Genomic DNA, 22,457 nt, shown 5'->3' with positions numbered 1-22,457 from the left:
TGCGCTCTGGTTGGCCTAGGGTAATGCTGGTAGTTTACGTAAACGTAAAGCAGTTGTAAGCAAAACTGGGCAAGAAAAAGCAAAAAATCAGGGAAAAGCGTACTGCAACAAACGCAGAGGCACACTAATGAATTCAATCCAAAGAGACGAGGCATGACCCCATGAAGCTGCTGGTCGCAATCAAACGGGTAGTCGACTACAACGTCAAGATCCGGGTGAAGGGAGACGGCTCCGACGTGGAGCTCGCCAATGTGAAGATGGGGATCAACCCCTTTTGTGAAATTGCGGTGGAGGAGGGGGTCAGGCTGCGGGAAGCCGGGGTTGTCAGCGAGCTGGTGGTGGTGACCTTCGGCCCAGACGCTGCCGCCGAGCAACTGCGCCATGGGCTGGCGCTGGGGGCGGATCGGGCGCTGCATTATGTCACCGATGAGACGCTCACACCGCTGACTGTCGCCCGTGCCTTGCACAAGGTGTGTGAGCAGGAGCAGCCAGATCTGGTGCTGCTCGGCAAGCAGTCCATCGATTCAGACAACAATCAGGTGGCCCAGATGCTGGCTGCTCTCAATGATTGGCCGCTGGCGACCTGCGCGTCCGCCCTTAAGGTGGAAGCGGGAGAGCTGCTGGTGACTCGCGAAATCGACGGTGGCCTCGAGACCCTGGGCATGCCTTTGCCTGCGGTAGTGAGCGCCGATCTGCGTTTGAATGAACCGCGTTTTGCCTCGCTGCCCAACATCATGAAGGCCAAGCGCAAGCCGCTGGATAGCGCTCCGTTCTCGACACTCGCCGTTGAGGTGGCCAATCAGACCCGTTTGCTCGGGGTGATGGCACCGCCAGCCCGCAGCGCCGGGGTCAAGGTGGGCTCGGTGGACGAGCTGGTGGACAAACTCAAACACGAAGCGAAGGTGCTGCCATGAGCGTGCTGATCATTGCCGAACATCATCAGGGGCATCTGGCCGACAACGTGGCACAACTGGTCACCGCCGCCGGAGCCATCGGCGGTCAGGTCGACCTGCTGTTGCTCGGGCAGGGGCTGACCGAGGCGGGTGAACAGGCGGCAGCCCTCAGCGGCGTCGACAAGGTGTTGCTTGCCGAACATCCCCTGCTGGCCGACGGGCTGCTGGATGGGGTGGACAAGCTGCTGGCCAGCTGGTGCAAAGGTTACAGCCACTGTCTGATGGCGGCGAGTACCATGGGCAAGGCGTTGCTGCCACAGGTCGCGGCTCGGCTCGGGGTGGAGATGCTCTCCGAGGTGACGGCTATCGAGAGCAGCGACATCTTCCTGCGCCCCATCTATGCGGGCAATGCCATTGCCAGAGTGGCAAGCTCGGCACCCGTCAAGGTGATGACAGTGCGGGCCACCGCGTTTGCCAAGGCGGCGACGGGCGGACAGGCTCTTATCGAGCACTTGGCCGTGCCCGAATTCGCTGGCCGTACCCGGCTGGTCGAGCGCCGCGCGGTGCGCTCCAGCAGGCCCGAATTGACAGCCGCTCGGGTGGTGGTCTCCGGTGGTCGGGCGCTGGGCTCCAAGGCGCAATTTGCTCTGATTGAGGCGCTGGCCGACAAGCTGGGCGGCGCGGTGGGGGCATCGCGGGCCGCCGTTGATGCGGGATATGTCGCCAACGATCTGCAGGTGGGGCAGACCGGCAAGGTGGTGGCGCCCGAGCTCTATATCGCGGTCGGTATTTCGGGGGCCATCCAGCATCTGGCGGGGATGAAGGAGTCGAAAGTGATCGTGGCCATCAACAAGGACAGCGACGCCCCCATCTTTCAGGTGGCGGACTACGGGCTGGTGGGGGATCTCTTCACCCTGCTGCCTGAGCTCACCGCCAAACTGTAAATTTGTCAGAAATGGCTGAGCTGTGGTCGTTTATGCGCTCTGCCCGCCATTTCTGTGCATGTTCCCTGCAAGCCCTGACCCGTTCAGGGCTTTTTCTACTGCAAGGGGGATGCAGAGTGATGGTAAAAGGTTGAGCCAGCTCCCAAAAAGCCTTTGATCCTGTGGCGGCTCTTGTGTAAAACCTGACAAGTCATCGATTACTCTCATCCACTCACGGAAAGCGTCATGAGCAAACAGATTTACAACTTCTGCGCCGGCCCCGCCATGCTGCCGGTTGAAGTCATGGAGCGCGCCCAGCGCGAATTTTGTAATTTTCAGGGGCTGGGAGCCTCGGTCATGGAGCTTTCCCATCGCGGCAAGCCCTACATGGCGGTTGCCGAGAAGGCCGAAGCGGATCTGCGCGAGCTGCTGGCGGTGCCGGACAACTACAAGGTGCTCTTCATGCACGGTGGCGGCCGCGGTCAGTTCTCCGCCGTGCCCATGAACCTGCTGGGCGGGGCCAACAAGAAAGCGGACTTTCTGCTGACCGGTGTCTGGTCCCAGAGCGCGGTGGATGAAGCCAAAAAGTATGGCGATATCCAGACCTTCCAGGGTGTTGCCAAGAACGAGCAGGGGATCTCCCACCTGCTGCCGACGCCGGCGTTTCGCGCCGATGCGGCCTATGTTCACTACTGCCCGAACGAAACCATCGACGGCATCGAGATGTTCGACATCCCGGCCACCGGCGAGGTGCCGCTGGTAGCAGATCTCTCCTCCACCATCCTCTCCCGTCCTCTCGACGTGAGCCGCTTTGGCATCATCTATGCCGGTGCCCAGAAGAATATCGGGCCGTCCGGGCTCGCCATCGCCATCGTGCGCGATGATCTGCTGGATCAGGCCAGAGCTGATGTGCCCTCGATTTTCGACTACAAGCTCACCGCCAAGAACGACTCCATGTTCAACACGCCGCCCACCTACGCCTGGTATCTGGCCGGTTTGGTGTTCGAGTGGCTCAAGGAACAGGGTGGCCTCGAGGCGATGGAAGCGCGCAACAAGGAGAAGGCCGACTTCCTCTATGACTATCTCGATCAGTCGAGCTTCTACGGCAATCAGGTGGATGTCAGCTGCCGTTCGCGGATGAACATCCCGTTCCAGCTGAAAAATGCCGAGCTGGACAAGCAGTTCCTGGCCGAATCGGAAGCGGCTGGTCTGCTGGCGCTCAAAGGGCACCGCATTGTCGGCGGCATGCGCGCCAGTATCTACAATGCCATGCCGCTGGAGGGGGTGAAGGCCCTGGTCAGCTTTATGGATGGCTTTGCCAAGCGCCACGGCTGATAAGAGAGCTCCACCTGTTTGCTGGCGGCCTCTCGTGACAACCCGTGAGCCGCTTACAGCTATTGCAGTGATTCAAGACGCCGGGTATACCCCGGCGTTTTTTTCAACAGAACCAGCGCGCTGGCGTTTGCCGTGCGATTTCCGCTGAAAGTGCCCTTGCCGAGCGGGACGCAGGCTGTTAACGTCCGGACAGGCGTTTATTTTTGAGATAGCACAGGAAGTCTATGAATTCGTTGCGTTTGGAACCCATTTCACGTGTGGCCGGTGAGGTCAATTTGCCCGGCTCCAAGAGTGTCTCTAACCGAGCGCTGCTGCTGGCGGCGCTGGCTCGTGGCACCACCCGTTTGACCAACCTGCTCGACAGCGATGACATTCGTCACATGCTGGCTGCGCTGACCCAGCTCGGGGTCAAGTACAAGCTCTCCGCAGACAAGACCGAGTGTACCGTGCAGGGTCTGGGCCGCAGCTTTGCGGTAAAAGAGCCGGTCAATCTGTTCCTCGGCAACGCCGGTACTGCCATGCGACCGCTGTGCGCCTCGCTATGCCTCGGCTCAGGTGAATATACCCTGGGCGGCGAGCCGCGTATGGAAGAGCGTCCCATCGGCCATCTGGTGGATGCCCTGCGTGAAGCGGGTGCCCATATCCAGTACCTGAAACACGATGGTTATCCGCCGCTGGTGGTGGACGCCAAGGGGCTGTGGGGCGGCGATGTGCACGTCGATGGCTCCGTCTCCAGCCAGTTTCTGACCGCGTTTTTGATGGCGGCGCCGATGGCGGCGGGTGATACCCGGATCCACATCAAGGGAGAGCTGGTTTCCAAGCCCTACATCGACATCACCCTGCACATCATGAAGCAGTTCGGGGTGGTCATCGAGCACGACAACTACAAGTTGTTCTACATCAAGGGCAACCAGACCTACATCAGTCCGGGTGACTTTCTGGTGGAAGGAGATGCCTCCAGCGCTTCTTACTTCCTCGCAGCGGGCGCCATCAAGGGCAAGGTGCGGGTCACCGGTATCGGCAAGCACAGCATTCAGGGTGATATCCACTTCGCCGACGTGCTGGAGAAGATGGGCGCGCGCATCACCTGGGGCGATGATTTTATCGAGGCGGAGCAGGCACCGCTGCACGGAGTGGATATGGACATGAACCATATTCCCGATGCGGCCATGACCATCGCCGTTGCCGCACTGTTTGCCGAGGGGCCGACCTCCATTCGCAATATCTACAACTGGCGGGTGAAAGAGACCGATCGTCTGCACGCCATGGCGACCGAGCTGCGCAAGCTGGGCGTTGAAGTGGAGGAGGGGCATGACTTCATCACCGTGACCCCGCCGACCCAGCTCAAACATGCCGAGATCGATACCTACAACGATCACCGTATCGCCATGTGCTTCTCGCTGGTGGCGCTGTCGGATACCCCGGTCACCATCAATGATCCCAAGTGCACCTCGAAGACCTTCCCTGATTACTTCGACAAGCTGGCCAGTATCAGCCAGCGTGGCTGATCACTGACAAACCCGTCATCACCGACGCTTCGGGCCCGCGCTGAGCGGGCCTTTTTGCCTTCCTCATCCGCACTTCCATTTCGCCTAGCATCATTTCAATAACTTGCAAGTTTGATATATAAAATAGTTTTGTGATTGCTGTAATTTCCTATTTACACATGCCCTGTCGCGGGCTATGTTGAGATTTCCTAATCGCAGTCATCTAGCAGGAAGCCTTGTCATGCAGCATCAAACCGACGACGTTCGTATCAGTGAAATCAAAGAGTTATTACCCCCGGTTGCGGTGCTTGAGAAGTTTCCGGCTACCGAGGTGGCCTCGTCCACCGTTTTTGAATCCCGTCAGGCCATTCACAATATCCTGGCTGGCGAAGATGATCGTCTGCTGGTGGTGATTGGCCCATGCTCCATCCATGATCCGGTTGCCGCGCTGGAGTACGGCAAGCGCCTCAAGGCGCTGCGCGACGAGCTGAAAGGTCAGCTGGAGATCGTGATGCGGGTCTACTTCGAAAAACCGCGCACCACAGTGGGCTGGAAGGGGCTGATCAACGATCCGTACCTCGACAATAGCTGCAAGATCAACGACGGTCTGCGCATTGGTCGCAAGCTGTTGCTGGATCTCAACGACATGGGGCTGCCAACTGCCTCCGAGTTCCTCGACATGATCACCCCGCAATATGTGGCGGATCTGATGAGCTGGGGCGCGATCGGTGCCCGTACTACCGAATCCCAGGTACACCGCGAGCTGGCCTCCGGTCTCTCCTGCCCGGTGGGCTTCAAGAACGGCACTGATGGCACCATCAAGGTGGCCATCGATGCCATTGGCGCTGCCAGTGCGCCGCACCACTTCCTGTCGGTTACCAAATACGGTCACTCCGCCATCGTGGCGACCCGTGGCAACCCGGATTGTCACATCATTCTGCGTGGTGGTCGTGAGCCGAACTACAGCGCCGCACATGTCAGCGAAGTTGTGAAGGGGCTGGAGAAGGCTGGTCTGCCACAGAAGGTGATGATCGACTTTAGTCACGCCAACAGCAGCAAACAGTTCAAGAACCAGATGGTGGTGGCCGAGGATGTGGCCGGTCAGCTGCGTGCCGGCAGCAAGGCGGTGTTTGGTGTGATGGTGGAGAGCCATCTGGTAGAAGGCCGTCAGGATCTGGTGGAAGGGTGTGAACTCACCGTCGGTCAGAGCATCACCGATGCCTGCATCGGTTGGGCCGATACAGAAGTGCTGCTGCGCAATCTGGCGGATGCCGTTGCAACCCGCAACGCCCGCTAAAGACGGGATTTTGCAGTCGCAGTGACAAAGAGAAAGTAATAACCAGAGGCCGCTATTGCGGCCTCATCTATTCGTGTTGCAGGGTTAAGGCTCAGGGCAGGGCATCGGGCCGGAAGCTGGCGCGGATCTGCGGAACCAGGCTCGAGGGGTCGAACCCCTTCTCTTCTCCCAGCACCGGATGGAGCAGAGGCTTGTCCTCGATGGGGGTGATATCCCCCGCCAGCAGCTGGCGGGTGGCCTGACCCATCTGGTAGAGCTGGCGCACCGGAGCAAATTGTTCCCCGAGGATAAGAGGATCATCGCTGCGGGCAAAGGCCATCATGGGGATCTGGTAGGTGGCATCGCGCGCCGGTTTGTCGCCGTGAATACCCTTGCCGGCGGACATCAAAAACGGCTGGTGATCGCCAAAGGCCACCACCAGATAGCGCTTGCCCGACTGGTCGAGGGTCTTGAGCAGACGCTCAAGCGAGGCCATGGCATCCACCACCCCGGTGTAGTAGGTGTTGAGCAACTGGGTGTCGCTCTCGCTCTGGTTCGGGCAGGCGCCGCTGCGCTCCTGCCCCTGATAGCGGGGGCCATCGAAGGGGCCGTGCCCCTGCATGGTGACCGCATAGGCAAACAGCGGCTTATCATCCTGTTCGCTGCGCTTGAGCAGGTGGTCGATGAGCGCATCATCGGAGATATAGAGTCCCTTGTGCTCAAGGGTGGTGAAGCGGGTGTTGAACCAGCGCTCCTCATAGCCGAGCGCCGGGATTGCCTTGGCGCGGCCCCAGAATTTTTCTACGTAGGGGTGGGCGAACAGCGTCTTATAGCCGCTCTGTCTGGCGCTCTGGGCCAGCCCCGGCACCTGCTCCGAGAGGTAGTAGTAGGGCACCACCCCCTGCTTGAGCAAGCCCACCGGCAGGCCGGTATTCATCTCGAACTCCGCCAGCACCGTCATGCCGCCAGTGGTGGGGGAGTGGATGGTCTTTTGCCACTGCTGCACGCTGGCGGGCAGGGATAGGGTGGGGGCCGGGGCGCAGATACGCCCCTTCCAGTCGAGCCAGAGCGACTCATATTGCAGCACGATCACCAGATCCCAGCGCGGCGCAATGCCTTGGGGCGGATGGCTCAACTGCGGGGTCAGCTCGTTGATCTGCAAGGGGTAGCGAAACACGCTGCCGCTTTGCAGCATCTCGTCCACCAGATTGAACAGATAGAGGCCGGGGCCGGAGCGGATGATGTCCCTGTGGTAGTTGACTGCGCGATCCACGTAACGAATGTTGGCCCCCAGCAACTTGTTGCCGGTCTGGGTGGCAAAGACACAGAGGGCAAAGAAGGCGACGGTGGCGGCTGCGGTGCGCAGCACCCAGCGTGACAGGGCAAAGCGCCAGCAGAGAAACAGTGCCAGCAAAAGGGTGAAGATGGGTAGGATGGGGTGCTGATCGAGGAGGATCCGCAGCAGCGCCAGCAGGTTGCCAAAATCATCACCCCCGAGTGGCACCCCGTAGATGGCGATCTTCATAAAGTTGGCCAGCAGGCCTATTCCCGAAAGTGCGGTAAAGACCAGCCCCATATAGAGGTTGAAGCCCGCGAGCGCGCAGAGACTCCAGCCCAGCACCATGCTGCCCCAGGCCAGATAGTAGTGTTCCGGCCGAAAGCCTGACCAGAGCAGAAACTCCCCCAGCTTGAACACCACGAAGCCGTGCAGCAGCACGAAGGTGAGGTTGCCGAGCAGCAGGCTGCCGATGATCCGCCAGCGCAGGCTGCGGCGCAGCGTTGGCAGCACCGTTTTGAGCACGGCGGCGCTCAGAGCCAGTACCAGAGTAAGGCTCACCATCAGATAGGTGAGGTTGAAGCCCTGCTCCGGCAGGGTTTGCAGGATCTGGCTGAAATCGCCGCTCTCGGGGCGATCTTTGAGCAGCAGACCGATGCGCAGCTGATAGCGGCTGGCCAGTGCATCGTCCGGGGCGCGCAGGGTGCTGTTGAGATCCAGCGAGCAGCGGTTATTGCGGCACACCTGACGCTTATCCACCGCCTGACTGAGCTGGTCGATCCGCTCCCCCTTGTCGTTGAGCAGCTCCACTCGCACCTTGTCCCCCGCTTGCAGCGGCCCCCGCAACAGCCACTGGCTGCGCACCACCAGATAGAGGCCGCGGCTGTCGCTTTTATAGAGCAGGGCGTGGCGGGTGAGGGTGGCCAGCGGATTGTCGGCGGGGCCCAGCACCAGCGGTTGGGCACGGCCCAGCCAGCTGCCGGGATTGATCAGCGGTAATAACAGCGTCAGCAGCAGCAATCCGCCCAGCAGGGCCAGTAGCCCGGAGGACAGACTCAGGGCACGGGGGCGGCCTGAGGAGGGGCGATTCATATAAGCTCATCCTTTGAGCGAGTAAGGGAGAGATCGTTCATCCGTATAGAGTTTGACCCGATGGTGCGGGCCTTGTTCCAGCTTGTCAATTTAATGACCACTTAATGAATATTTGGTTACAGCTCAACCTTGCAAATTGTGATCCCGATCGAGGGGTTGTTCGGAATATGTGATGAAAGCGTCATCATGGGGTTTTGCCACTGGCTTGGGAGGGGTGTGCTGTTTAGGCTCTCAATAACGACAGGAGGTACATGTATGAATCCTAAGGTGATGGCGCGTCAGGCCAGATTACTGCGCATGCTGGAGAGCAAGGAAGAGATCCGGATCGGACGCGAGCGCGACTGTCCGCTGCCACTGGCCCAGCTGACCAAACTAAAGGATACTCATCCCGCGGTGGTCAAGGTCTATCGCCACGGTCTTACCGCCGAGGTGTTTCACCTCAAGGTAGAGGGGCATCACTGGTGCCTCAAGCGGCGGCGTCAGGATTCGCTGGTAGCCAACCTCGATGGCAAGACCGCTTTCCTCACCGAGCTGGAACGGCGGCGCGAAATCGAGGCGCTGCGCGAGCTGCATCCTACTGTCCTCTCCCACGTGGTCTGCACCAGCTTCGGCTCGGCGCGGGCCGGGGTACTGGTCTCCCCCTGGTTGCGGGGTGTGCCGGTCCATCAGCTCAACGAGCGCAATCTGGCCCAGATGCTGGAGGTGCAGGGGGAGCTGGCCCGCTGGGGCTGGTTTGACTGGGACCCGAGCCCGGGCAACCTGCTCGATGACGGCGAGCAGATCTGCGTGTTCGACTTTGGCTATATGTGGACCTTCGATCCCCGCTTTGAATACAACTCCAACGGTCTGGTCGACCCGCAGTTCCATGTACCGGAGCGGTTGGAGACCCGCACCCTCTCCGGACTCTGGCTCGATGAGGCCGATCCTCTGCCGCAATTTCGCTACTGGCGCGAGCTTTGTCTGAAATGGGTGAAACGGGAGCTCCACCACCTGATCCGCGAAGGGGCCAGCGCGCCCGTGCTGGCCCGCCTGCACGCCCTGCAGGGGGAGTGGAGCGCCGCGCTGGCGAGCGACGAGGCGCTGGTCGCCAACTGGTGGCGGGACATGTATCGCAGCCACCGGCTCGATGTGGCCGATGATCTGAGCGGCCAGAGCTGTGGCCCGCTCACCCTGCGCCGTCTCGACTGGTTGATGCAGGCGGTGACGGATCACTATCCGCTGCTGGTGGACAATCTCTCGCCTCAGGAGACGGAGCTGGGGCAGACAGGGCTGCTGGCCCGCTTGCAGCAGCTGCGCCGCGAAGCCGTGGCCTGTCAGTTGCCTGCCACCAGCCTTGCCTGAGCCGATACCTTTGCGGAATGCAAATGAACAGGGCGCCTTGCGGGCGCCCTGTTGCGTGTTCGAAATTGCCTCGGGTGAAGATCAGTCCAGCAGCTCCTGATGGAGGCGGTTGACGATATTGCCCGCCTCGCTCTCCTTGACCAGGAAGCAGAGGTTGTGGGCGCTGGCGCCGTAGCAGATCATCCGGATGTTGTGCTCGCGCAGGGCGTCGAAGACCTGACTGCCCACCCCGTTCACTTCGCTCATCCGGTTGCCGATGAGCGCCACCAGTGCCAGACCGGTTTCCACCTCCACCTTGCAGAGTCGCCCCAGCTCGGCCAGTACCTTGTCGTTCAGGATCGGCTCGCCGTTGCTCTGGCTGCCGGTGTGATCCAGGGTCAGTGACACGCTCACCTCCGACGTGGTGATGAGATCCACCGAGATGCGGTGACGGGCCAGAATGCCGAACACTTCCGCCAAAAAGCCGTAGGCGTGGAACATGTTGAGGCTGTGCAGGGTCACCAGCACCTGCTGGCGGCGCAGGGCGACGGCGCGAAACAGCGGGCTTGAATCTGTGCTGGCGCGGATCCAGGTACCACCGGCGGCGGGGTCCTTGGCGGAGCCGACAAACACCGGAATATTCTGGCGTACCGCCGGTTGCAAGGTGGCCGGGTGTAGCACCTTGGCGCCGAAGGTGGCCATCTCGGCCGCCTCGACAAAGCTGATTTCGGGAATGGGGCGGGCGCGGGTGACAAGGCGCGGATCCGTGGTGTAGATGCCGGGCACATCGGTCCAGATCTCGATACTGGCGGCATCGAGCGCTTCGGCCAAGAGGGCTGCGCTGTAGTCAGAGCCGCCGCGCCCCAGCGTGGTGGTGCGGCCATCGCCATCGGCACCGATAAAGCCCTGGGTGATGATTAGGCTGTCGCCAAGCTGCGGGCCCAGCGTCTGCTGGCAGAGGGTTCGGGTGGTGGCCAGATCGACGGTGGCCTTGCCAAAGCGGCTGTCGGTGCGCATCAGCTGGCGCACATCCTGCCAGTGGGCCTTGACGCCGCGCTGGCGCAGCAGTTCGGTAAAGAGACGGGTAGACATCAGCTCGCCACAGGCGATGAGGCGATCAGCCAGTTCGGCATCGGTCTGCTGGCTGGCCTGCTGCGACATGGTGCGGATCTCGCCGAGTTGATCGTGGATCAGCGCCGTCACTTCGGCGGGGTGGCCAAGGTCGGCCAGAATTGCCTGTTGAATGTCGGACAGCTTGGCCAGCTGCTCGTCGCGGCCCGCTTCGTCCAGCTCACCTTGTGCCAGAGCGACCAGCAGGTTGGTGACACCGGCGCTGGCGCTCAGTACCACCACCCGCGTGGCGGGATTGGCCAGCACGATATCGGCGCAGTGATTCATGGCCGGGAAGTTGGCGACACTGGTTCCGCCAAACTTGGCGACATTGATCGGGCTCATTGCTTACTCCTGTCTTATTTTAAGATTCCGGTTCCATCGGGCAAAAAAGAGAGGAGGAGGCTGAAAATGGCAGGAATGAACGAAGCTATCCCGGCCAGAAGCACTCCACCTGCAGAGCCCATCCCGTACCGCCCCTGACAGGGCGCGGTGGGGGATGATCACTACCGATGACAACCCGGGGGATTCAGCCCCCGCAGCCGACGTTGAGGTTACCAGTCTCCTCACTCGTCTCGGCGCTGCTCCCCCTGACCCAAGTTCACCGGACGCTGGCGTCCTCCCTTGGGCTGCCTGGGCAGCGCTCCTCTTCTGGCTCCACCAGGGGGGTGGAGTGCATTTAGAAATACCCTGCGTTGGATTGCACTGTCAATCGAGTTTGTGAAAAAGTTCAAATTGTCAGCTAACTCAACGCAGGATCAATGACTTAGGCAATGGTCTTTGACAAAACCTTGGAACGGCGCTGCCAGTTGTAGAGACGCTGGCGCGCCACCGGCAGATCTTCCACTTCCAGCGGATCGAAGCCCCGCTCCCGGAACCAGTGGATGGAGCGGGTGGTGAGCACGAACAGACGGCGAATGCCAAGCCGCTTGGCCCGCTCGGCCACCTTTGCCACCAGCTGATCCCCCCGGTTGGAGTTGCGATAGTCGGGGTGAATGGCGACGCAGGCCATCTCCGCCATCGCCTCTTCCATAAAGCAGTAGAGGGCCGCGCAGCCGATGATGAGGCCATCGCGCTCGATGATGGTGAACTTGTCGATCTCCATCTCCAGTTGTTCGCGGGAGCGACGTACCAGAATCCCTTCCTCCTCCAGCGGGCGAATGAGATCCAGAATGCCACCGATATCCTCGATGGTGGCGGCGCGGGCCTGCTCGGCACTTTCCCGCACTATCTGGGTGCCGAGGCCGTCGCGGCTGAACAGCTCCTGCAACATGGCGCCATCATCCTGATAGCTCACCAGATGGGAGCGGGGCACGCCGCCACGGCAGGAGGCAATGGCCGCACGCAGGTAACGGGCGGTGCCGGACATCTCTTCGCCAGCCTGCTCCAGCTCCACCAGCAGCTCTTCGGCCTGCTCGGGGAAGAGCTCGGAGATGGCTTCGCCGCGCCTGTCCATTACCCCCTGGGTGCTGCTGAAACAGATAAGCTTGTCCGCCTTGAGATCGACCGCCACCCGGCGGGCCACCTCTTCCGAGCTCAGGTTAAAGCTCTCGCCGGTGACCGAGCAGCCGATGGGAGAGATCAGCACCAGACTCTTCTGGTCAAGCTGGCGGGTGATCCCCTCCACGTCGATGCGGCGCACCCGGCCGCTGTGGCAAAAGTCGATGCCATCATCTACCCCCAGCGGCTGGGCGGTGACGAAGTTGCCGCTCACTACGCTGATCCGCGCCCCCTGCATGGGGGTGTTGGCGAGCCCCATGGAAAGCTGGGCTGTGATGTCATATTGCAGGCCGCCACACACCTGTTTGATGATGGTAAAACTCTCGTCATCGGTGACCCGGATCCGCTTGTGATACTGGGCCTCGATACCGGCGCGGGCCAGCGCTTCATCGTTTTGCGGACGTGAACCAAACACCAGCACCAGGCGTATGCCCAGTGTCTGCAGCAGGGCGATATCGCTGACGATATTGGCGAAGTTTGGGTGGCAGATGGCTTCTCCCCCCATCATCAGCACAAAGGTGGCCCCCCGATGCACATTGACATAGGGGGTGGATTGCCGGAAGGCATTGACCAGACTGGGTTCGCGTTCACGCACTTGATATTTCTTCCATAAAAAAACAGCGATTGGCTCAATATATGAAAATTAATTCACAAATCAAGACTAAATATTTATTTTGGCCGTTTCTGGTCTACGAGGGGTGGCTTGGCCGTGCGGATTGTGAACGTGTGGCAGGAAGCGCAGATGGCCGTCGGAGCGAGCGGGGAGGGGCCCGCTGGTTGATCCGGCGCGATAAACTGCTATCTTCGATGCTCCTTTTCGTCAGCTGTGTGATTTCACAGGGTTTTATACAAGGACAGAATTCATGGAACAGATTATTTCACCGGCAGATGCCCTGCCGGGACGACGCGAAGCGATGGTGATTGGTCAGCAGCATGCGGTGAATGGCAACCCGACCCAGGGGCCCTGGCCCGAGAACATGGCGATCGCCTGGTTTGGCATGGGCTGTTTCTGGGGCGTGGAGCGCCTGTTCTGGCAGCAGCCGGGCGTCTATTCCACCGCGGCCGGTTATCAGGGCGGCGTGACCCAGAATCCCACCTACAAAGAGGTGTGCAGCGGCCTGACCGGCCATGCCGAGACGGTGCAGGTGGTGTTTGATCCGGCGGTGATCAGCTATGGCGATCTGCTCAGACTGTTCTGGGAGCAGCACGATCCGGCGCAGGGGATGCGTCAGGGCGGGGACATTGGCACCCAGTATCGCTCGGTGATCTTCTATGGCGACGAGAGCCAGCAGATCATTGCCCAGCAGAGCATGGCGGCCTACCAGCAGGCGATGGCGGCAAGCGGCGACAGCCGTGCCATCACCACCCGCATTTTGCCGCTGGCGCCCTTCTACTACGCCGAGGATTACCATCAGCAATATCTGGAGAAAAACCCGGATGGTTACTGCGGATTGGGTGGCATTGGAGTCTGTTTGCCGCCCAGCCTGAACCGCTGAACAGGTTTGTAGTCGATTTCTTAATAAAAGTGAAAATAAATGGTCGGAGGAGGGAACTTATTGCGACCAGGCGGGACTAACTAGGTAGCGTCCAGGGATCGGATGCAAAGTCCAGACACATTTCTTGCCTTGATAACCGCCTGATGAATGAACGCACTGGCGGGTTGAAAATGATAGCAAGCAGGGCTGCCCACCAAGGCGGCCCTTTTCATATCTGCTTGTTTTCGCTCGGGAGGGGCGATCGGTCAGGCGATCGCGCTGTCGAACAGGTTCTTGATGAGATCGATAAATTCGATGAGGAAGGTTTTTTGTTCCGGGGTCGGGGCGCGCAGCCAGACAGCAGAGAGCACCTCTTCCAGATCGGCGACCACGGCGTCGGCCTCCTGCATGATGGCGAAACGCACCTTGGGATCGAGCTGGGGGTTTTGTTCGCAAATGGCCATCAGGTTGCTGGCAACACGGCCACTGACCAGGTCTTCGATGGTCTCTTCACCATCGCTCTGCTGTTGGGATTCAAACAATCCCAAACTCTCCACCAGATACTCGATCAGCGAGATATAGCCTTCACTTTCTACCACCATGGTTGCTGCCTCAATACAGTAACAATACGAAAATTGAGCGTATTTTAGTGGCTTGCTCTAGCTTGGCAAGCTGCAGTGCAGGCGATGGCGAGTAAAACTGACTCCGCCCCGCTCCACGCACTCCAGCCCGGTCAACGTAAAGCCATGTCGTAAAAATAGCTCATAACTGAAGGCGCTGGCCTCGGTGGTGATGAGCGTCAGACCGAGCCCTCTGGCTCCCGCGAGCGCCGTGGTGAGTAACAGATTGCCCAGTCCCTGGCGCTGATGGTCGGCGCTCACATAGAGCAGACTGAGGTGGCCATCGGAGCTCAGAGTGACAAAACCGAGGGGCACATTTGCCTGCTCTGCCACCCAGCCGTGGTGTTCACGCAGCTGGCCGACAAAGCCCGGATGCTGTGAACCGAGGGCCCACTGCTCCACCTGTTCTGCGCTGTAGTGCTCGGGGCCGCTGCGTCGCACCGCCTGCTCAAACAGGGTCACGAGGGCGGGGATATGTGTCTCGTCAAGGGGGATAATACGCAGTGCTGGCGTCATAAGGTTGGGTCGTCAGTGGGGGAGAGGGGGCGCGGCGCCTGTGGCCGTTTGGCTTTGGGCAAACCCGCGACAACCCGCTCATAGGAGTGGAGCACCCAGCCTTGCCAGAGATCATCCGGCAAGGTGCTGTTCAGGGTCACTGTGTTCCAGTGTTGTTTGTTCATATGCCAGCCCGGTTTGACCTCGGGGTGGATCTCGCGCAGCAGCAACGCTAGCTCGGGCTCGCACTTGAGGTTGATGGTAAGCGGCTCGGCCTGCCAATCCACCAGCGCGAACATCTTGCCCGCGATGCGGTAGACCAGGATCTCCGGGCCAAACGGTGTATCTTCGGTGGTGCCCGGCAGGGAGAGCAGAAAGTGGCGCAAACGGGTCAAATCCATGGTGGGTTCTCGCGCAAGGGGTGATCCGGGTCATGTCAGGCGCATATCTATCGGCGGGCCTGTTCTGTTAATATGCGCCAGCCGAGTATACCCCCCATCACCAAGGGAGCCTATTGGATGTTGTATCACAAGACTTTCGAACTGGGTCCCGAGCGGGATTGGGTGGTGTTTGTCCACGGCGCCGGTGGCAGCTCCTCCATCTGGTTCAAGCAGCTGCGCGCCTATCGCGAGCACTTCAATGTGCTGCTGCTGGACTTGCGCGGCCACGGCCAGTCCCACCAGCTGCAACAGGTGGTCAAGGGCCACTACAGCTTTCGGGAAGTGACCGAAGATATCGTTCGGCTGCTCGATCATCTCGATATCCGCCGCGCCCACTTTGTCGGCATCTCCCTTGGTACCATCCTGATTCGCCATCTGGCCGAGCTCTGCCCGGAGCGGGTCAAGAGCATGGTACTGGGGGGCGCCATCCTGCGGCTCGATATCCGATCGCGGGTGCTGGTGCAGCTGGGCCGACTCGGCCAGCACTTCCTGCCCTATATGTGGCTCTACCGGCTGTTTGCCTTCATCATCATGCCGCGCCAGCACCATCAGGAGTCGCGCAACCTCTTTGTGCGCGAGGCCCGCAAGCTCTGCCAGAAAGAGTTCAAGCGCTGGTTCCGCCTCGCCACCGAGGTCAACCCGCTGATGCGCTATTTTCGCGAACGCTCCCTGCCCATTCCCACCCTCTATGTGATGGGGGAGGAGGATCATATGTTTCTGGCACCGGTGCGCGAACAGGTGGCCATCGATGCCAGCTCCTCGTTGGCGGTGATCCAGCGGTGCGGCCATGTCTGCAATGTGGAGCAGCCGGAACAGTTTAATCGTCGTACGCTGGCATTTATTCAATCGCTGGGGTGCGGACGGAAATAAGGATTCGTTACGCTGTGCATTCAGGTCATGCTACAGCGGCATTGCAAGCAGGCCGTGAGCAAAGCGCTGCCAACGTGCAATAGATGTCGCTGTCTTGGCGATCGTATAAGCCGCATACTTTCAAGCTACAAGGGGTGATCTGCCCCTCTGATTCTTTATAATGCCCCCCTTTAAAATCGCCGGACCCGGGTTCGGCGCGCGCTGATGGCTGGCTACGTCATCAGGCAGATCATCAGGATTGAGAAACGGTTATGCATACTCTGGAACAGCTGCGCGCGGGTGAATTGTGCGGTGCCCGCCATTTGAAGCTCTCTGAAAACCTTGCGGTTTTCCCCTCCGAGATTTTGAGCCTGAAAGAGACGCTGGAGGTGCTGGATCTCACCGGCAACCAGCTAAGCGCGCTCCCCGACGAGCTGGCCGGGTTTGGCAAACTGCGCATTATCTTCTGCTCCGAGAACCGCTTTACCGAGCTGCCCGAGGTGCTGGGACGCTGCCCGGCGCTGACCATGGTGGGCTTTAAGGATAACCAGATTGCCACCGTGTCGGCCAAGGCGCTGCCCGCCGGTTTGCGCTGGCTGATCCTGACCGATAACGCAATTGAACAGTTGCCCGATGAGTTGGGCCAGTGCGACGCCCTGCAAAAGCTGATGCTGGCGGGCAACCGCCTGCGCGAGTTGCCGGCAAGTCTTGCCAACTGCCGCAATCTGGAGCTGCTGCGCATCGCCGCCAACCGCATCGAACGCTTCCCCGAGTGGCTGCTCTCGCTGCCGCGCCTTGCATGGCTCGCCTACTCCGGCAACCCCTTTAGCGAAGGGGCGGAGGCGCGGGCCATCGATGATGCCCATGTCGCTCCCCTTGCCTGGGATACGCTGGCGCTGGGCGAGCTGCTGGGGCAGGGAGCATCCGGCGTTATCCATCGCGCCACCCTTGTGGGTAATCCTGCTGATGAAGTGACTCAGGCCAGCGGCGGAGCCGATGCCAGTCAGGTGGCGGTCAAGCTGTTCAAGGGGGCGGTGACCAGCGACGGGTTGCCCCGCTGCGAGATGGCGGCATCGCTGGCGGCGGGCACTCATCCCAACCTTATCAAGGTGATAGGCAAGGTGGCTGATCACCCCTCCGGTATTCCGGCGCTGGTGATGGAGCTGATCGACCCGGCCTTTGTCAATCTGGCCGGGCCGCCGAGCCTGGACTCCTGCACCCGGGATGTCTATCCAGAGGGGCTGCATCTGAGTGTGCCGGATGCGCTGGCGATGGCCCACGGCATCGCCTCGGTGGAGGGCCATCTGCATCGCGCGGGCATCATGCACGGGGATCTCTACGGCCACAATATTCTGTTTGCCCGCGGTTCTGACGCGCCGGCTCGCGCCCTGCTGGGGGATTTTGGCGCCGCTTCCTTATATGACCGCTGCGACCGCGAGCGGGCCATGTGCCTTGAGCGACTGGAAGTGCGCGCCTTTGGTTGCCTGCTGGAGGAGCTGCTGGCCCATTGCGATACGCAAGACTCACTGCTTGATGGGTTGCATCAGCTCAAAGCGGCCTGCCTCTCGGAACTCCCCGCCAAACGCCCCGATTTTGCTTATATCGAGCGTCAGCTGGCGGCCGCTCGCGCCACGCTGTCGTGATCTAATTGACGTTGGCAGGCACGTTATAAACGCAGCCAATAGCGCTCATTGCGACAGCGAGGCGCACGGCAAGGTGACGTCCCGCCATTCTCCCGATAACACGCCGAGGCTGCGCGGCAAAAAGGGGAGGGCAGAGGGTTGCGCGGTGCCGGTTAAGTTGTGATATTGAGGCATCTTTAGTACAGAAGGGTAATAACGATGGAAGCTGCGTTTTGGCATCAGCGTTGGGAAGAGAACCGGATTGGCTTTCATCAGGCGGACTTCAACCACTGGCTGCAATCCTGGTGGTCAGCCCAGCAAGCGGACGAGCCGGTGCTGGTTCCCCTGTGCGGCAAGTCCCGTGACATGCTCTGGCTGAGCGCTCAGGGCCATCCGGTCGACGGTTTCGAGCTATCGAGCCTTGCCGTCAGCCAGTTCTTCAGTGAAAACCAGCTCGCCGCGACCGTGAGCGAAGTAGGCCCTTATCAGTGTCATCAGGTGGACAGCCTGCGCATTTTTCAGGGGGATTTTTTCGCCGCCTCCAGTCTGGGTCGCTGTTACCGGCTGGTCTATGATCGCGCGGCGCTGATCGCCCTGCCGACCGCGATGCGCCGCCAGTATGCAGCCCTGATCAGTTCGCTGGTCGAGACCGGCGGCCAGATCCTGCTGGTGACCCTTGAATATCAGCCGGAGCAGCAGAGTCAGCCCCCCTTCTCGGTGGGTGAGATGGAGGTGCGAGCCCTGTTTGAGCGCGATTTTCGTATCGAGGTGCTGGGGCGCGCCGCCGAGGTGGATCACCCGCGGGTGTTGTCGGGCCAGCTCTCCTACTTCGATGAGGTAGCCTACCGGCTGGTTCGCCGGGGTTAACGGGCAGCTAACGGGCGAGCAAAGGGTGATCTGCGCCGACAAATCATCGGGCTATGCGCTCTTCGCTACCTCCTTTGACGTAGATCAACGTGATTGGCGGGGGGAGTGCCTAATATGAGGCTGTTTCTCAATCACTGTTGGCATTGCAAAGCGAGTATCGGGTCTTTCCCGCTTGCTGATCAGCAACTCAGTGTCTGATTTTCACGCTCATGTTCACTTTTGGCGGCTTTGGTCGCAATTGTTATGGTTTTTCCAGCCGACCCTGATGGGTCGGCTTTTTATTGTCTGTGATTTGCCGCGGGCAGGAAAATGGAGGATGTCGAGGCCTGATCAGGCCTCGAAGGTGGCGGCATTGAGCCGAAATGCCCGTGGATCATCGATAAACTGGCCGGTGATCCGCTCGTCATGTTCGTGCCCCTGACCATAGCTGCAGAGGATCAGCCGATCGGAGGTGCGCGAGCGCAGCTGGGTGATAAAGCGCACCAGATCGGCGCGGCTCAACTTGCCCACCTCATCGCAGACCCGTTCCCGCTGATCGAACCCCAGGTCCTTGTTGCCAATACTGACCCACAACCGCTGGCCGCGACTGCGCAGGTTGGCATCCCGCTCGCTCAGCTGGGCTTGCAGCCCCGCCTTGCTCTCTTGCCACTGCTGCTCGGTAAATTCGAGCATGGCCAGCGGGAAGAGGTCGATAAACTCCTCCACCGCATCGAGCAGGATCTGCGGCCCCGCCACCGGCGACTGGATATAGAAGATCAGCCCCGGATGGCGATTGAGGGGCAGGTTGCCGGCACCCACCACATACCCCAGTTGCTGGCGGGTGCGCAGCTCGTGGAAGAAAGTAGAGGACATGATGTGGTTCGCCAGGGTAAAGCAGGCGAGATCCCGCGCCCGGGTGGTACGGGACTGGTAGTAGACCAGCAGTGCCGAGTCTTCGTGATCGCAACCCTGCTCGCGAATAAGGGTGCCCCTGTCCTGAATGGAGATGAGCGGACGACGGGTCTCGCCGCTCGGCTTGCTGCTGGTGCCATTGATATCGCTCAGGTGGCGCTCCATCAGGGCGGCCAGCTCCAGCGCTTCGGCGGCAGTCCAGTCGCCGTGTACCAGCGCCTCGACATGCACCTCGCCAAACAGCTGGGCCACGAAGCCGGGCATCTCCTCCAGCTCGACGGTGCGCAGGTGGCGCAGCAACTGCTCGAACGGCGGGTTGTTCGGTTGCAGCAAACTGGTGAGCTGGTTAAAGAGCTGGGAGATGGGGCGCGCCTTGGACTGGTTGTCCCAGTTGCGGATGAGCTGCTCTTTGATCTCGGCGAAGCGGCCCGGATCCGGATACCCCAGCGTGCGGTTGCCGAGGATCATGTCGAGCAACAGCGGCTGCTTGTCGGCAAAACCGCTCAGGTTGATGGTAAAGCCCCCCTGATGGGCATAGATCTGGTAACCCAGCCCCGCCAGCTCCGCCGGATAGGTGAGGGCGTTGAGGTGGTCGGCCAACAGCTCCACGGCAAGGCGCGCCATGGCGATATTGCGCGGATTTTTGACCGCATGTTCGCTGTCGATGGAGATGTAGAGATTGCCCTTGGGCACGCTGAACAGGTGCTCATGGAGGTACCAGAGGCGAAAACCGGGGCGATCGATAAGGCAGGCGGGCATGTCGGCCGTAAGCTCTGGCGTACGCGGATCGAGTCGGCTGCTGATAAAGGGGTTGGGTTTGGGCAGCGCCAGCGCCGGAGCCGGCTCGCTCTGCTGCCAGCGAATTTTCTCGGCCTCGGTAATGGTTTCCACGCTGTAGGGGGTCTGATACCAGCGGGCCAGCCGATCGGTTGCCACTTCCGGCGCAGTGATGGTGATACGCAGGTTGTGCGGGGTGAGCTTGGCGAGGAAGCGGCGGATCAGCCCCTCGTCATATTCGCGCATCATGTAGTCGCCGTAGAGCAGATCCTCAGGTTTGTAGCTAAAGAGGTTGAGCACCAGCCCCGACACTGTATCGAGGGGGCGGCCGCGCTCCTGAAAGCGGAACGCCGATTCGAGCACGGTCCGTTTTTCGTCATAGCGCCAGCTCTGCAGCCCTTCGCGGCCGATCAGTTTCAGATAGCCAAACAGGGCGGCGAGGATGTCGTCCACATGCTCAAGGCCCAGAGGGGTGAGGCCGAAGTTGACGCCAAAATCCTTGAAGTTGGCGCCACTGATGCCACCGCCCGCCGAGAGCTGGTTGACCCAGCCTTTCGCCTTGAGCAGGGAGAGCAGGCTGCCATCCCCCTCGTAGCCAATCAGATGGCTCAGGAAGGTGAGGGGCTTTTTGTCGTAAAACTCGTCCACATTGGGCAAGGGGAAGCTGAGCGACAGCTTGCGGGTCTCCTTGACCGGATTGATGTGGATGCGCACGCCGAGATCGTCGAGCCGGTAGAGCGGCATGGTGAGGGTCGGGGTTCCCAAATTGCGATTCAAAATGGGAGCAAAGTAGCGACAGCACCACTGCAACTGGGTATCGATGGATTCCGGCGAGATCATCACCAGTGCCATGCGATCCGCGCTGTAGTGGCTTTCGTAAAAACGGATAAGGTCGGAGCGCAGATCCCGTCCCGGCAGATCGGCCAGGGTATCGAGGTTGCCCACCGAGAACTTGGAGAAGGGGTGCGCCGGGTTGACTGTCTCTTTATGCACCTGATAGCTGCGGCGCATGTCGTCCTGCAGCTTGAGGCGATACTCGGAGTCGACCGCGTTGCGCTCCTTGTCCACCCACTCCGGATCAAAGGTGGGGCAGATAAAAAACTGGGAGAAGCGATCCAGCCCCGCTTCGAAGAAGCCGTTGTCGATCTCGAAGAAGAAGTTGGTGAACTCGGTGCCGGTCCAGGCGTTGTTGCTGCCGCCATGACGGCTCATAAATTGCTGGTACTCACCAGGCTTGGGGTAGGTGCAGGTGCCGAGAAACAGCATGTGCTCCAGAAAATGGGCCATTCCCTGCCGGTCGGCGGGATCGTCAAAATGGCCGGTATTGACCGCTAGCGAGGCGGCGGATTTGTCGGTGTCGGGATCACAAATCAACAAGACCCTGAGCCGGTTGGCCAGCTCCAGAAAATGGTATTGCCGATGGTCATTGGGACTGGCATATGGGCTCATTGGCGTGTGACTCACGTTGGATTTATTTGAATTTAAACATGATTATCGACCCCGCTATCCCGTCAGGCAAACCCTTTTCTGAGAGGTAGCGCAATTGTTTCCACACCCGTGGCGGGGTAAGATCCCCCGGCTATCAAAACAGGCCCGTTGGGCGAGGTTGTAATGAAGATCTATATCATGCGTCATGGCCAGGCTGGCATGAATGCGAAAACAGATGAACAGCGTCCATTGACCGAGCAGGGTATTGAAGAGTCTATCCAGATGGCCCGCTGGCTGGCGCCTCAGCTGATTGGCCCGCTGGATCGGGTGATCCACAGCAACTATCTGCGGGCACGCCAGACCTGGCAAGCCATATGCAGTGAATTACCTGACGCAGCAGCCGTTGAAGAGAGTGGCGACATTACCCCTTACGGTGATCCCGCTTTCGTGGCCAGCTACCTCACCACCCTGGCGCAGCAACATGACCAGATCCTGATGGTCAGCCATCTGCCGCTGGTGGGTTATCTGGTGCAAAGCCTCTGCCCGGCCGCAGGAGCACCCATGTTCGCCACCTCAGGGATCGCCTGTATCGAGTGGCACGATGGCAAAGGAGCCTTGCTCTGGCTCGAAGGGCCGCATACAATAGGCTAAAAGTTAATAAAAAGTTATAGATTGAATTTTTTGGGAAGAGATGGGCGAGTTTTCCGGATTTTTATAAATATTTTACGGAATTAATTCGCAGAAGCTGCTGTCATACGGATACAACTGCAAGAGGTTGCAA

General features: G+C 60.2%; 18 protein-coding genes and 1 riboswitch. Of the genes, 11 read left to right on the top strand and 7 right to left on the bottom strand.

The genetic code is table 11. The features are described 5' to 3' along the window. The first annotated feature begins 161 nt into the window (after positions 1 to 161). From G5367_RS02205 to aroG, 5 genes are all read left to right on the top strand, one after another. Positions 162 to 914: an electron transfer flavoprotein subunit beta/FixA family protein gene (locus G5367_RS02205; protein WP_421243705.1), complete on the top strand. Its 753-nt coding sequence runs from the start codon at positions 162 to 164 to the stop codon at positions 912 to 914. Further along, positions 911 to 1,837 (top strand): electron transfer flavoprotein subunit alpha/FixB family protein, encoded by a 927-nt coding sequence (locus G5367_RS02200; protein WP_268011779.1) that lies wholly within the window; start codon positions 911 to 913, stop codon positions 1,835 to 1,837. The genes G5367_RS02205 and G5367_RS02200 overlap by 4 nt, the downstream gene beginning before the upstream one ends. Positions 1,838 to 2,062: 225 nt before the next feature. Continuing rightward, on the top strand, positions 2,063 to 3,151 hold the full coding sequence (serC, locus tag G5367_RS02195; RefSeq protein ID WP_005345045.1) for a 3-phosphoserine/phosphohydroxythreonine transaminase: 1,089 nt from the start codon (positions 2,063 to 2,065) through the stop codon (positions 3,149 to 3,151). A 224-nt stretch (positions 3,152 to 3,375) separates the two neighbouring features. Then, entirely contained in the window at positions 3,376 to 4,659 is a 1,284-nt protein-coding gene (aroA, locus tag G5367_RS02190) for a 3-phosphoshikimate 1-carboxyvinyltransferase (RefSeq protein ID WP_421243704.1), read from the top strand. A gap of 220 nt (positions 4,660 to 4,879) precedes the next feature. Beyond that, a complete protein-coding gene (gene aroG / locus G5367_RS02185) occupies positions 4,880 to 5,935 on the top strand; it encodes a 3-deoxy-7-phosphoheptulonate synthase AroG (RefSeq protein WP_005351268.1) in 1,056 nt (351 codons plus the stop codon). Between the two features lie 91 nt (positions 5,936 to 6,026). On the opposite strand, the gene G5367_RS02180 is transcribed toward aroG, so the two are convergent. After that, complete coding sequence (locus G5367_RS02180) at positions 6,027 to 8,282, bottom strand: LTA synthase family protein (protein WP_421243703.1); 2,256 nt, start codon at positions 8,280 to 8,282, stop codon at positions 6,027 to 6,029. A 255-nt stretch (positions 8,283 to 8,537) separates the two neighbouring features. Here G5367_RS02180 and G5367_RS02175 point away from each other — a divergent pair, with 255 nt between their 5' ends. Beyond that, positions 8,538 to 9,623, top strand: coding sequence for a hypothetical protein (locus G5367_RS02175; RefSeq protein ID WP_421243702.1), 1,086 nt, complete (start codon positions 8,538 to 8,540; stop codon positions 9,621 to 9,623). Between the two features lie 81 nt (positions 9,624 to 9,704). Here the strand turns inward: G5367_RS02175 and lysC are convergent, their stop codons facing one another. Together lysC and argA are read right to left on the bottom strand one after the other, a co-directional pair. Then, entirely contained in the window at positions 9,705 to 11,057 is a 1,353-nt protein-coding gene (gene lysC, locus G5367_RS02170) for a lysine-sensitive aspartokinase 3 (protein WP_421243701.1), read from the bottom strand. Between the two features lie 90 nt (positions 11,058 to 11,147). Continuing rightward, positions 11,148 to 11,371, bottom strand: a riboswitch (Lysine riboswitch). A 107-nt stretch (positions 11,372 to 11,478) separates the two neighbouring features. Next, entirely contained in the window at positions 11,479 to 12,807 is a 1,329-nt protein-coding gene (gene argA, locus G5367_RS02165) for an amino-acid N-acetyltransferase (RefSeq protein ID WP_005345063.1), read from the bottom strand. A gap of 268 nt (positions 12,808 to 13,075) precedes the next feature. Here argA and msrA point away from each other — a divergent pair, with 268 nt between their 5' ends. Continuing rightward, the gene (gene msrA, locus G5367_RS02160; protein ID WP_005333739.1) at positions 13,076 to 13,708 is read left to right on the top strand and encodes a peptide-methionine (S)-S-oxide reductase MsrA; all 633 of its coding nucleotides are present in this window, start codon (positions 13,076 to 13,078) and stop codon (positions 13,706 to 13,708) included. A gap of 245 nt (positions 13,709 to 13,953) precedes the next feature. Here msrA and G5367_RS02155 read toward each other — a convergent pair whose 3' ends face one another. Genes G5367_RS02155 through G5367_RS02145 form a run of 3 tightly spaced genes read right to left on the bottom strand, consistent with a single transcriptional unit; the run spans position 13,954 to position 15,203 of the window. Beyond that, on the bottom strand, positions 13,954 to 14,289 hold the full coding sequence (locus tag G5367_RS02155; protein WP_216978620.1) for a DUF3802 family protein: 336 nt from the start codon (positions 14,287 to 14,289) through the stop codon (positions 13,954 to 13,956). 57 nt (positions 14,290 to 14,346) lie between these two features. After that, positions 14,347 to 14,823, bottom strand: a complete 477-nt coding sequence (locus tag G5367_RS02150) for a GNAT family N-acetyltransferase (RefSeq protein WP_337072121.1) — start codon at positions 14,821 to 14,823, stop codon at positions 14,347 to 14,349. Beyond that, positions 14,820 to 15,203 carry an MmcQ/YjbR family DNA-binding protein gene (locus G5367_RS02145; protein WP_421243700.1) on the bottom strand — a complete coding sequence of 128 codons (384 nt, stop codon included), beginning with the start codon at positions 15,201 to 15,203 and terminating at the stop codon, positions 14,820 to 14,822. Before G5367_RS02145 ends, G5367_RS02150 begins: the two co-directional genes overlap by 4 nt. A gap of 117 nt (positions 15,204 to 15,320) precedes the next feature. Between G5367_RS02145 and G5367_RS02140 the strand changes: the two genes are divergently transcribed. From G5367_RS02140 to G5367_RS02130, 3 genes are all read left to right on the top strand, one after another. After that, positions 15,321 to 16,112: an alpha/beta fold hydrolase gene (locus G5367_RS02140; protein WP_216978623.1), complete on the top strand. Its 792-nt coding sequence runs from the start codon at positions 15,321 to 15,323 to the stop codon at positions 16,110 to 16,112. Between the two features lie 251 nt (positions 16,113 to 16,363). After that, on the top strand, positions 16,364 to 17,734 hold the full coding sequence (locus G5367_RS02135) for a leucine-rich repeat-containing protein kinase family protein (protein WP_421243699.1): 1,371 nt from the start codon (positions 16,364 to 16,366) through the stop codon (positions 17,732 to 17,734). Positions 17,735 to 17,932: 198 nt separating this feature from the next. Continuing rightward, positions 17,933 to 18,580: a thiopurine S-methyltransferase gene (locus G5367_RS02130; protein ID WP_421211293.1), complete on the top strand. Its 648-nt coding sequence runs from the start codon at positions 17,933 to 17,935 to the stop codon at positions 18,578 to 18,580. Positions 18,581 to 18,910: 330 nt separating this feature from the next. Here G5367_RS02130 and G5367_RS02125 read toward each other — a convergent pair whose 3' ends face one another. Next, complete coding sequence (locus tag G5367_RS02125) at positions 18,911 to 21,697, bottom strand: insulinase family protein (protein ID WP_421243698.1); 2,787 nt, start codon at positions 21,695 to 21,697, stop codon at positions 18,911 to 18,913. 162 nt (positions 21,698 to 21,859) lie between these two features. On the opposite strand from G5367_RS02125, the gene sixA reads away from it, so the two are divergent. Beyond that, entirely contained in the window at positions 21,860 to 22,327 is a 468-nt protein-coding gene (sixA, locus tag G5367_RS02120) for a phosphohistidine phosphatase SixA (protein ID WP_005351311.1), read from the top strand. Positions 22,328 to 22,457: the final 130 nt, after the last annotated feature.

The organism is Aeromonas sp. 604282 (assembly GCF_049170575.1).
GTDB lineage: Bacteria > Pseudomonadota > Gammaproteobacteria > Enterobacterales > Aeromonadaceae > Aeromonas > Aeromonas veronii_A.
Note: the sequence above shows the minus strand (reverse complement) of the source record. Positions and strands in the feature narration are given on the sequence as shown.